At 37.5% G+C, this 14010-nt stretch carries 1 protein-coding gene; it reads left to right on the forward strand.

The genetic code is table 11. The annotated features are described in order from the left end of the window. Nucleotides 1-14010, forward strand: a complete 14010-nt coding sequence (locus tag G7061_RS01090; RefSeq protein ID WP_166118089.1) for an SdrD B-like domain-containing protein — start codon at nt 1-3, stop codon at nt 14008-14010.

Below are 14010 nucleotides of genomic sequence, written 5' to 3' on the forward strand. Positions count from 1 at the left end.
ATGAAAGGGAATATAAGTAAATTCCTAAGAAGTTCATTAGCTTTTGTGATGGCATTATCAATTGGTTTCACAACAGTTAATGCGCAAACGCCTCTTGCTGAAGTTGATTCAACATTGTTCCGAGAGATCGTAACAATTCCAGATGGAAATTTCCCTGAGTATTATAAAGAAGTAACACAGGAAGAACTTCACAAGGTAGATATCGCATTGCAGGAAATTAATGATGCAGCGATTAAAAAGGCTAATGAAAAGAAACAAACAATCGAGAAAAGTAACAATACTGAAGATGCAAGCGTAAAAGCTGATAACGCATCAAAATCTGAGCCAACGATTGATCAGTCCGTAGCTGGAGACGTTGTACTTCGTACACGTATTGCTGAGAAAATCTTTGTAACGAAAGATACACAAAATAAAAAGGTATATCGCGTTTATGGAACATATGATGGACAAAATCCAGGGTTCTATGAAATCGATAAAGACTTTGAAACATTAAAGTCCAACGAAAAAATTGATATCGACAAGGAACGCGAAGCATTTGTTCCTAAAGACGAAAAAACGAACGCAATATTTAACAATAGCGAAGAAACAGTCGATGGTAGTGAGCAATCTGAGCAAATTATCAATATGGCAGATGGTGTATTTGAACAACAAATACCTGATGCATCGGTAATCCCTGCATATTATAAAGGTCCAACAGGAACTGGTCGACTTGTGTATACGTTTGTGGGTCGTGATGGTATCAGTTACTATCGCGTATACGGAACTGTAGATGGTGCGAACAAGGGTTTCTATAGCTCAAATGAGTTTGGAAACACAGTTACTGTTGAAAGTGTCATTGATTTATCAAATGAAAATATGACAATTGCACCTTATAACTTCGTGGTCAAACCAGTTGAGGGAACAACACCAAGTGAAGCCAATGGTTTTGCTAAGGATGCTGCACAATCTTCAAAAGCTGGATTTGACGTATATAAATATGAAACGAATTCATCCGCATCTGCATATAGATCGTTCGGTGAAGTAACAAATGTGACAGATCCAAGTGCAACAAAAGGATGGCATCGAATTACAGACGAAGGTAAATATGATACACGATTTGGTGCACCAGAAGTTTCGGTCATTAAGAGCATTGAAAAAGAGTTCTTAAATTTATCGAAAAAAGGATTTGTAGAAAATAGTACAGCACCGACTAAACAACCGTACTATAACGATCCTGTAGATAAAGGAACGGATAAGACAATTACTCCACGTTCATTCTTCTACTCATTTACAGGTAAAGATGGAAATCCTTACTATCGCGTATATGGAAAAGTTGATGGATCTGATGAAGGATTCTACGATACTGATGTTGATGGAAACTTAAACTTTCCTGCGAAAAAAATAGATATAAAATGGGAAGAAGATAATTTAAAACCAAACGTCAAAAAACCCGGTGGGGATCTCGCAAAAAGTCCTGATGACGCATTCATAAGTAATTCCAAAATCGTCAAGGTATATGATGGTACCGAAAAGTGGGATGCAGATAACAACCCAGGGAATGACTCAGGACCTCATAACGGAATAGTACGCTCGTTTGATACGATTCGTTACGATTTGGATACAACATTAGCTGTTCGGGATAAATCAGAGTTCGACTCATTTACTGATGCAAGAATTTATGTCGAATTTACAATAGACAAACCTATTGATGTTGCAGAGTTTGATACAAAAAACATGCCTGAAATCTCAGAACCAAAGGTTACTGTTGTAGGAAATAAACAGACAATGACCGGGTACATTAAAATAACGAAAGATGCTAACGGTAAGTCACCGATACCGGGTACACAACCTATTAAAGTGCTTCTAAATGTTAAAGGTGCTCAAAATGGTGAACAAATCAAACCTACATTCAAACTATGGCTTGATGGAAATGAAAAAAGCAATAGTCAACAAACTCTAGAAACACAAGTAACCACAGTATCTGCGTTACCAAAGATCAATGTTAAACTAACTCAAGTGCCAACAAATTGGCTATCTCTAAAAGATGATTTTGACTTTGATAAAGGAAATGTGGCTACACCCGAAAGTGTAAATCCCAAATTGGGAAGACTAACAGCTCAAGCAATTAGTATTTCAATTTACAACAACAAGGAAGAACGATCACTGAAGGGTTTAGAAGTTCCGACAGGACCAATAACCTTTGATTTAAAGTATAAGTATGAACGCCAAGTTATGGGAAAACCTGAAACTCGGCAAGACGTTACGAATATACTAACTCCAGAAGTTTGGGATTATAAATTGAATAATTACGGATCTAAAGGAGCATATGGACGTAACATGCAGTGGCTTGGAGATAATAGTGTACTGGGGATTCAAGCCGCACCAGTCTCGCTCTCTGCTCTTGGTCCAGGAAATATACATTCTGCTTTTAGAAATGAAGTGGGAAAAGTTGGTATGACTAAGACTGGATTAGATAGTTATAGTTTTACATTTGATAAGTATCTTTTCGATTCAGTCATTTACCCAACGCATAATGGAGGAGATACATCGAAGGACCCGATTAAGTATGATAAAAATCAAGCAGTTTTTACTGCAGGATACATACAGGTGTTCAATCCAATAGACAATGAAAACGTGCAGTATGAATATTATAGAACTACAGAAATAACTAACATCAGAGCAGAATCTAAGTCGGGTCAAAAAGTGACTTCTGATATGGTGACTTCTGATAATAAAACGGTTGAACGAATAGAGAAGACATTGCCGGGTTCATACACGAAAAGGACAATTTTCGGACAAGAGTCAAGCGTCTCGCTTGAAGATAAGGCATATTACTCTCAGTGGGATCAGGGTGATGGATCAACTACTAACGGCCATAATATGACAATGTGGTCAACTGTTTCATCCGGTGTATCAAACGAAAAAGATTTAGAAGTACAAAGTTATAATTTACTTCAAAAATTTGATGATAAGGCATTTATGCCGGTGGATGCAAAAACAGGATATGCAGCTAAGTTTGTAGCTACTAATAGCGTAGGTTTAAAATCACCACGAATTCTGTATGGTGCAAAACCAGATAAAACTGGCTGGAAGAACGATGCTGAGATGGGTAGTACCAGAGAAGAAGATCTTGTATATTTTGCGACGGTAGACGAATTGGTAAGTAAGGGATACATTCCAGTAGCAATTCTTTATGAAGGTAGAAATACTCGAGTAGCTGCGGGAAGAACCGTCCAAATCGGATCGTTCATGTATATAAAGGAAACGGCTGAAATTGGAAAAGTCTATCAATCAACAAATGATTTAAGGGTTTATACTGAATCAAACAAACTGGACGAAAGTGTTTCACGACTTAATCCAACAAGTGTATATCCAACACCGACCGAAACTATGAACTCAAGCTATACAAAAACAGCATATGATAAAGACGGAAATCTTGTTCCTGGAACGCACGGTGGAGGCCCATGGCAAGGTCAATCATTGCTTATTATAGGAGACAAAACAACAGTAACAAAAGTTGTTGAACAAACCGATGGAAACAAACCCAAATATAACTTTAACTTAGGAAGTGGAGAACGAGTTATCGACTATTTAATTACTCCAACACTTGAATTTACTTCAGGTTTACCAAATCCTGATAGTAAGCTTCGAGATACAGTTAAAATTGTTGATGAGTTGCCTCCAAATGTTAAGTATAATGCAGGAAGTGGTACTCTCGGTGGTGAGTATGTACCGAATCAAACGCCGGGTCAACAAGGGTCAATCACTGGTGGTGAAATTTTAGAGCCAGTCATTGTTACTAAGACAAATAAAAGTGGGCAATCATACCAAGAGTTAACATGGACAATTCCGGATTTATTAGTCGGAGCGCCAATGGAAAAACTTAGATTTTCAGCAACAATTGGTACATTGGAAAATCCAGTAACTGATGTCGAGGATGGAAAAATACTAAGTAATACTGTAAAAATTTCGTCAGATCTAGATATGAGGCGAATTATGGCTTCAAACCGAAACATCGACAATGCAGATGTGCGGATAATTAAAAACAGTCCAACATCTGTAATAAAAAATGCTATTAAGCCAGTTATTGAATTATCTGGAACTGTAGGATTTAATATTAGCTATAGTAATGCAGGAAATAATGCAATAATGGATGCAAAACTCCTAGATATTTTACCGTACAATGGCGATGGTAGAGGAAGTAAATTTGATGGAACATATGATTTACAGTCAATTAATGTTAAATATAGTCAAAGTCCAAAACTTACACCATTAAGAGTTGTTTATACAACAGATACGGGAGTTCAAAAAACAACCAATAATGCTGCAAACGTGGACGTTACGGGTTGGACTGCAGCTTCAATATCTGGTGGTGACAAGCTCTTCACATTTACAATTCCTGCTGGAGAGAAAGTTACTGCAATAGCACTCGTGGGTGATTTAGATGCAATGACTGGAATTGATATATCCTATAACTTAGTACCAGTTGGAAACATGCCAGGTAATATTTATGGTAATAACATTTCGGTGGTTCGAGGTGATGAGAAAGTCCCATTAGTTGCACCATCGAAAACAGTAAGTGTTGCTAAACGTATGATCAGTGGCCAAGCTTGGTTCGATTCAAACCGAAACGGGCAACGTGATGCTAATGAAAAACTACTTGCTGGTGTTGGTGTCAGATTAACTGATAAAGATGGAAATACAGTAAAAGATGTAATGGGTAAAACCGTTCGACCACAGGAAACAAATAGTCGCGGTCAATACTCATTTGATAACCTTCCTGCTGGAGAATATAAAGTTAACTTCGTAGATGCGTCAGGATTTACATTGTCTGACTATGAGTTGACCGAACGTAAAGCTCCAGGTGTGCCTCAAGGTGTTGACAGTGATGCACAAGGAAAATATGACAGTAATTATATTCTTCAAGAAGCATTTATTGATGAAATAAAATTACCAGAACTATCAGCAATGAAAGATTTAAACTTTGTCTCTTCAAATAATGATGCTGGATTCTTCTATCCATACTCAATTGAGAAGAGTGCGGATCCTGCTGGTAAACTTGATGGCGCCCCAGGCGAAAAACCATCAATTTCAGAAGGAGACGTTGTTACATATACACTTACTGTTAATTCACCTCGTGGTGCATTGACTGGTGTTAAGGTATCTGACAAAATTCCTGTAGGAATGAGTTTAGTACCAAATTCAATTAGAGTAAAAGATGTAAACTCATCATGGGAAGTATTACCAGATTCAGCTGCATACAATCCTCAAACACGAACAGTGTATTGGGGTGTGCGTAATGTAAGTATCGGTAAGACACTGTATGAGTTCAAAGTAGTGGTGGACAAATTACCGGAAGGGGTCACAGAACGTGACTTTGGTAACCACGGAACAATCGTTGTTGGTGACACTGAGTTGCCATCAATTCAAGTTCAACATAAGATAATTGCAAGAAATGCAAAAATTGAAAAAACTGCAGCATTGGTAACGGAAACAGGACTTGATCCAGAAAACAGAGGAACAAGTACAAATCCAGTTCCAACAAACTTATCACAAACTGTAGAGTATCGCCTCAAGGTTAAAAATACAGGTAGTGAAGGAATGCTGTCAGATGTTATTACAGTTGACGATGTAGTGCCAGAAGGTGTTACATATGTACCAGGTTCGATGAAAGCCGTATTCCGAGATTCCGCAACACAAAATGCGTATGCGGGAACACAAGCAACGGTTACTCAAACAGAACCAACACAAGCAAACAATGCGTTGAAATGGGAACTGAACAAAATGGGAAGTGGCGAAGAAGCTTACTTAACATTTAGAGTTGTCGCACCAAGCACAACACTTACGGATACAGACCCACAAACGTATGAAAAACAATTTGAAAATACAGCAGTAATGAAAGACATTCAAAAAGAAGGTAAATTCTACAAAGAAGACTTTATCGATTCGAATGGTGTCGTTCAAAATGTAAAAGACACTGCTATATACACTGAAACTGAAGTAACCAAAAATTCAGAAACAACGTACCACAAAGTTGCTGAGCCAAATGTAAAAATTGTTAAGAGCTCAAATCCAGCAGACGGTAGTGTCGTAAAAGGTGGCGATGTCATCACATATACCATTGCTGTTACAAATGATGGAAAAGCAACTGCAAAAAATGTAAAAATTACCGATCCAATTCCTGCAGGTGTTGTATTAAATGAAGATGGAAAACTAACATCTGATCATGCAAACACTGAAAGTAAAGTGGAAAACGGTGAAGCAGTATGGAATATAACTGATCTTGAGGCTGGTGCAACTGTTACGGTAACGTATCAAGTTGTCGTTCAACCACTTCAAACAGTTGGGGAAAAATCGATAGAGAATACAGCATATGTATCACTCAATGAATTGCCAAAAATTCCATCAGAAACCATTAAACACAAACAATCCATGAACTATACAATCGTAAAAGAAAGTAATCCAGTTCACGGAACAACCGTAAATGGTAAAGATATTATTAAATATTCAATTAAGATTTCAAATACAGACACAGAACCGTTGAAGAATCTTGTCATTACTGACGCGATTCCAGAATTCACTAACTATGTGGCTGGATTAATTGCAAGTAGTGTTGATGCAACAAAAGACGATACTACAAGTACATTAAAATGGACAATTGCAGAGTTGGCAGGTAAATCTGTAGCAACCGTAAGTTTCGATGTTGAAGTACAACCAATGGAAGCAGAAGGAAGCAGAACGATTGAAAATACGGGTTACTATCAATTTGATGGTATTCCAACACCAAAACCAACGAATACAATTGAACACAATCAAGGCATTCACTATACTTTCGAGAAATTTAGTGACCCTGCAAGTGGTTCATTAGTTGATGGACCAGAAACTATTAAATATACTTTACGTGTTAAAAATACTGGATCTTCAACAATTAACGCACTTAATGTTTGGGATAGTATTCCTGAATTTACAGAGTACAAAGTCGTTGAAGGATATCCAAACTTAGGTGGTAAATACGAAGCAGGTGGAGATCATGGACTCGGTAAGATTTCATGGACTGTCGAAGATCTTGCTCCTAATGAAACTGTAGATTTGATCTTCAACGTAACGGTTGACAGACTTGTAGCTGGGGATGTTGACTCACGAGATGTACCAAATACTGCATATTCACAATTACCTAAAGAAACTACACCAAAAGAATCAACGGTCGTACACAAACAAAAATTCGGCTATGAAATTGTTAAGACAAGTGATGTCGAAGCAAATACATATGTAGACGGAAACCAAGAAATTGAGTATACGATTACGTTGAGAAACCTCCAGCATGAAAGTCTTGATAATGTCGTCATTCGTGATGCTATTCCAAGCTATACAACATATGTTGAAGGAAGTATGAAATCAAATCGCGCTGATGTTACTGAGTCACTAGAAGCTGGCGTTCCAACATGGAAAGTTGCTGAAGTTGAAAAAGATGGCGTGGTTGAAGTAAACTTCAAAGTTCGTGTAAATCCAATGACACAAATTGGTTCACGAAATATTGTTAATGAGGCAGAATACATCATTGATGGAATGCCTGAATATGAAAAAACAAATAAAATTACACACCATCAAGAAGCAGCATTTACTCTTGTTAAGAGCAGTGATGTTGCAGAAAATACATTTGTAGATGGTAAACAAGTTATTACATATACGCTTGATGTAACAAACAGTGGAAAACAAACATTGAATGATCTTCGCATTGAAGATATGATTCCTGAATTTACTAAGTATGTTGAAAATAGCATCACAAGTACAGGTTCAGGAACAATTACACCGAAAGCGGAAGTAGGAAAAGTAAGTTGGAAACTCGATAACTTCAAAGTTGGAGACAATGCAAAACTTATCTTCAAAGTCACGGTAGATCCATTGACTGTGAAGGGTGAGCGAGAAATTGCGAACCAGGCACAAGGACAATTACCAGATGATGGAATTCCTACAAAAACAAACATCATCAAACACAAACAGATGATGGATTATGAAGTAAGAAAAACAAGTACACCAGGAAACGGTATCGTTAATGCTGGTGACGAAATTCAATACTTCATTGCTGTAGAAAATAAAGGTCACGAAACATTACGTGGCGTCGAAGTAACCGATAAGATTCCAACATACACAACATATGTCGAAGGAAGCCAAAGTGTTGATCCTACAACAGGTGTCACAATGACACAAACAGGTGATACATTGAAATGGGTTATTGATGAAGTTACTACAGGTGAAACAACAACACCAACATTCAAAGTCACTGTTGACGAAATGAAAGAAGTTGGAAAACGCGAAATTCTTAATGCCGCACAATATGTTGTTGAACCAAATACACCTGAAGAGACACCAGGAACAAAACATGAACAAGGCATCAAGTATACATTGGTCAAGAGTTCAAATCCTTTACCAAGTACGCCTGAAGCACCAAGTTATGTAAATGGTGGCGATGTCATTACATATATCCTCAAGTTAGAAAATATTGGGGAATCAACAATTAATGATCTAAATGTTACTGATGCAATTCCAGAATTTACAACATTTGTAGCTGGTAGCATGAAACATGAAGGAAATGATGATGCTGTTGTAGTAATGAGCCAAGATGGTGATGTTCTAAAATGGAACGTAAGTAACTTGGAACCACAAACAGCACTTGAAATGAAATTTGATGTCACGGTTAACCCATTAAGTGTCGACGGCGAATCAAGTATTAAAAACGTTGCTTACAGTGGATTCCCTGAAATCCCAACAGTCCCAACTGACGAAGTTGAGCACAAACAAAAACTTGAGTACGCAGTAGTCAAATCTGCTGATGTTGCTGAAGGACTTGTAGATGGAAGAAGTAATATTGTTTATACCTTGACCATCAATAACAGTGGAGAAGAATCACTAACCAACTTTATGTTACGTGACGAAATTCCACAATTCACAACTTATGTTGACAATACAATTGCATCAAGCAATTCAACGTCAATTATGAAAGTTGAAAACGGAGTTGCAGAATGGACAATTGACGAAATTCCTGCAAAATCAGAAGCTACTGTACAATTTACAGTTAACGTTCAAGAAATGAATCATACAGGAAAACGTTATATTACTAACGTGGGTCAGTACAAACTTGAAACAGCTCCAGTTTACAAGAATACAAATGTCATTACTCACGAACAACAAAGCCAGTATTCTATCGAGAAAACAAGTGATGTTGAGAATGACACAACCGTTAAAGGTTACGATACAATCGTCTATACACTTAAATTTACTAACGTTGGTAATGAAACAATCAACAACGGAATTATCCGAGATGTGTTACCAAATGAAGTTGAACTTGTTGAAAATGGCATAAGAATTACGAAACCAGATTCAACCGTCGTTCAAGATATTACAGATGTAGATGGTAAGAAATGGTCAATCGAAGGTTTAAAAACTGATGAAACTGTTGAAATTCATATTCCAGTTACTGTGAAACCACTCTTAGAAGTAGGTACCAGAACAATTGAAAATACAGCGTTCGGAAAACTTAAAGATGAACCGGATGAACGACCAACAAATACGATTATTCATCATCAAGATCTATCGTACAATGTCGTTAAAGACAGTACTCCAGTATCAGGAAGTTATGTTGCTGGAAATGAAGAAATTGAATACCGTATTAATGTTCATAACACAGGAAGTGAACCAATTAAATCAATCAGAATTACGGATGTTATTCCAACACATACAAAATATGTTGCGGGAAGCATAACAGATTCTGGTGAAGCAACTGTTGTATCTGATGATAGTACGGAAACGTTATCATGGGATATCAACAATTTAGCAGGTAAGACATCAACAGCAGTCAGCTTTAAAGTTACTGCAGATGACATGACTGCAATTGGTGAACGTGTAATTGAGAATATTGCGCAATACAAGATGAATGAAGAACCTGTAAAAGAAACGAATAAGATTATTCACAATCAAAAAACTGATTACGAAATCCACAAGACAAGTGATCCAGTTGATGGTGTCGTGGATGGTGGTTCGACAATTCGATACATCTTATCAGTCGAAAATACAGGTGAAGCAACACTAAATAACTTAAACGTAACAGATGCAATTCCTACCCATACTCAGTATGTACCAAACAGTATGAAATTCTCAGGTGGAAGCGGAACAGCTGTTATGACTGAAGGCGATACATTAAGCTGGAACGTTAGCGGTCTTAAAAAAGGGGAAACAATGACACTCGAGTTTGAAGTTGTTGTTGATGCTCTCGAGGCAAATGGTGCTGAACAAGAAATCTTGAATACAGCCTATGCAAAACTACCAGATGATGAAACTCCTAAAGAATCAGAAACTACACGCCATACTCAAAAACTGAGCTATGTCGTAAGTAAAGATGCAGTTGCAGCATCAGGAAGCTATGTAGATGTTGATGAAACAATTACATACACCATCACTGCAACAAATACAGGTAACCAAACATTAAGAAATCTCACGATTACTGATATGGTTCCTGAGTTTACAACCTTTGTACCAAATAGTATGAAGATTGTAAGCGGTCATGTTGGAACAATGTCCGCAGATAGTCCATTAACATGGAATATCGAAGCTGTGGCAGTTGGCGAAAGTGTACAAGTAAGCTTTGAAGTTAAAGCAAATGCTATGGATACAAAAGGCGAACGTAAGATTACAAATATCGGTTACGTCACCCTTCCAAAAGACCCAGAACCAACACCAACTAACCCAGTTGAACACTTACAAAAACTCTCATATGAGTTCCATAAGGATTCAACACCTGCATCAGGTACGTATGTAACTGGTGGAGACGTTATTACATATAACTTAACACTCATTAATACTGGTGAAACAAGTGTCCACAATCTTGTCGCTACAGATACTGTTCCAGAAGGAACCGTCTTTGTGGAAGGAAGCCAAACATATACAGGTGGCAGCGCAACCGCAGTTATGTCAAAAACAGATGACAAATTGCAATGGAACGTTGATGGCCTCAAAAAAGGCGAAACAATGACATTAAGCTTTAAAGTTACTGTTAAAGATTTAGGCACTGAAAATGAACGTACAATCCGAAATGTTGCGTACTCAAATCTACCAGGTGTCCCACCAGATCCAACAGAGGAAGTGGAACACAAACAAGATCGTTCATACAAATTTAATAAGAGCTCTGACCCAGTGACAGGAAGTTTTGTCACAGCTGGTGATGAGATTACTTATAACTTAACAGTTGTGAATACAGGTGAAGAAACATTGAACAAACTTAACGTTAGAGATGCTATCCCTGAAGGAACAACCTATGTTGAGAACAGCCAAACATTTGATGATCTAAGTAGTGGAACCGCTACAATGAAATCAGAAAATGGCACGCTTTACTGGGAAGTTAACGGCGTGAAGAAAGGTGAAACAATCATCTTAAGCTTCAAAGTAACCGTTGATAAACTCAAAGTGGACGACGAACGTACAATCCGAAATGTTGCTTATTCAAGCACACCAGGTGAACCAGAACGTCCAACGGAAGAAATTGAACACAAACAAAAACGTTCATTCGAATTCCACAAATCATCAACACCAGTAACAGGAAGTTTCGTAACTGCTGGCGATGAAATTACTTATAACTTAACAGTTGTGAATACAGGCGAAGAAACATTGAATAAACTAAACGTTAAAGATGCTATCCCTGAAGGAACAACGTATGTAGAAAACAGCCAAACATTCGATGATCAAAGCAGCGGAACCGCTACAATGAAACTTGAAGATGGCGTACTGTATTGGGATATTAATGGTGTGAAGAAAGGTGAATCAATGATTCTCAGCTTCAAAGTCACTGTTAACGCATTAGGAAAAGATGATAACCGCAGCATTAAAAACGTTGCGTATGCAAACTTCCCTGAAATCCCAGAAATTCCAGAAGTACCAACGGAAGAGGTTGAACACAAACAAAAACGTTCATTCGAATTCCACAAATCATCAACACCAGTAACAGGAAGTTTCGTAACTGCTGGCGATGAAATTACATATAGCTTAACAGTTGTGAATACAGGTGAAGAAACATTGAGTAAACTAAATGTTAAAGATGCTATCCCTGAAGGAACAACGTATGTAGAAAACAGCCAAACATTCGATGATCAAAGCAGCGGAACCGCAACAATGAAACTTGAAGATGGCACACTCTACTGGGAAGTTAATGGTGTGAAGAAAGATGAAACAATGATTCTAAGCTTCAAAGTAACCGTTAATGAATTAGGAAATGACAACACACGTACTATTAAGAACGTTGCGTATGCAAATTTCCCTGAAATTCCAGAAGTACCAACAGAAGAAGTTATCCACAAACAAGATCGTTCCTATGAATTCCACAAAACATCGAATCCAAAAAATGGAACAATCGTTAAAGCTGGCGATGAAATTACTTACTTCTTATCTGTAGTAAATACAGGTGAAGAAACATTGAACAAACTCAATGTAAGTGATGCAATTCCGGCAGGAACAACTTTTGTTGAAAATAGCCAAGCAGCAGATGATGTAAGTAGTGCAACAACAACTCCATCATTTGAAAATGGCAAAGTGAACTGGGTCATCGACGGACTCAAAGCTGGCGAAACAATTACTCTGAGCTTCAAAGTAACTGTGAACCCACTAAGTACACAAGGTTCAAACAGTATTCGAAACGTTGCGTTTGCGAACTTACCTGGAGAACCACCAGTTCCAAGTGAAGAAACAAATCACAAGCAAAAACTAAGCTATGAAATTGAGAAAGTATCAAATCCAATTAGTGGCTCAATGGTTAATGGAAAAGATGACATTACGTATACCATTAAAGTTAAAAATACAGGTGATCAAGTTCTTAAAGACTTAATGGTCAAAGATACTGTTCCAACATTTACTAAATATGTTCAAGGTACACAACAGTCTAGCCATACTGCAACAATGAGTGTGGAAGGTGATGACTTGTTCTGGACAATTGGTGAAATTGGAGTAGGTGAAACTGCAGAAGCAAGCTTCACTGTCAAAGTTGATCCAATGGTTGAAAAAGGTACACGTGATATTACAAATATCGGTTATGTAAAATTACCAGCCGATAAAGAATACACACCTACAAATCAAACAATTCACCGTCAAAGTGCATCGTATGAAGCACACAAATCAAGTGATCCAAAATCTGGAACAGTTGTAAACAATGGCGATGTGATTACATATTCAATTTCAGTTAAAAACACTGGAAGTGATACATTGTTTGATATGCTCGTAACGGATGCTGTCCCAGCGAATACTAAGTTGGTTGCATCAAGTATCACATCGAGCAATCCAGATGTTGTTACAAGTACAGAATCCAATGGCGTCATCAACTGGACAATTAAAGAACTTAAATCTGGTGAAGAAATTGTTGTTAGCTTCAAAGTAACTGTGGCATTAACGAAAGAAAATGCGACAATTCGAAACGTTGCGACAACTAAACTTCCTGGTGAACCAGAAGTTCCTACGGAAGAAATAATTCACCCAACAACATCAAGTTACAAGATCAGTAAAGAAAGTAATCCTGTGAGTGGTACTCAAGTGAAAACTGGAGATACGATTAAGTATACAATTAATGTAGAAAATACAGGAAGCACAGTTCTAACTAACTTTGAAGTCAAAGATACGATTCCAGAGTTAACTGAATATGTCGCAAACAGTGTTGGTTCAAGTGTTGAAGGAACTCAGATTACTGAAGGTTCTGAAATTCACTGGATCATACCAGAGATTAAACCAGGAGAACGTGTCAACGTAAGCTTTGAAGTTAAGGTCAAAGATGTTAAAGATCTAAAAGAAGCTGAAATTATCAACGTCGCTTATGGTAAGTCTGAAAAAGAACGCGAATTTAAACCAACCAATGAAGTTAAACATCCAATCCGAAATGAAAAACCTACACTACCACAAACTGGTATGGGTACAAATCCACTAGGAATGCAAATTGCTATGGGCGGATTGTTAGTTGTTCTGATTAGTCTCATTAAAAGACGAAAAGAAGAGACTGAGTAA

Source organism: Erysipelothrix sp. HDW6B (assembly GCF_011301115.1).
GTDB classification, from domain to species: domain Bacteria; phylum Bacillota_I; class Bacilli_A; order Erysipelotrichales; family Erysipelotrichaceae; genus Erysipelothrix; species Erysipelothrix anatis.

Excerpts from the sequence above, each read along its gene's own strand:
- G7061_RS01090 (WP_166118089.1), top strand. The coding sequence starts at position 1 with ATGAAAGGGAATATAAGTAAATTCCTAAGAAGTTCATTAGCTTTTGTG.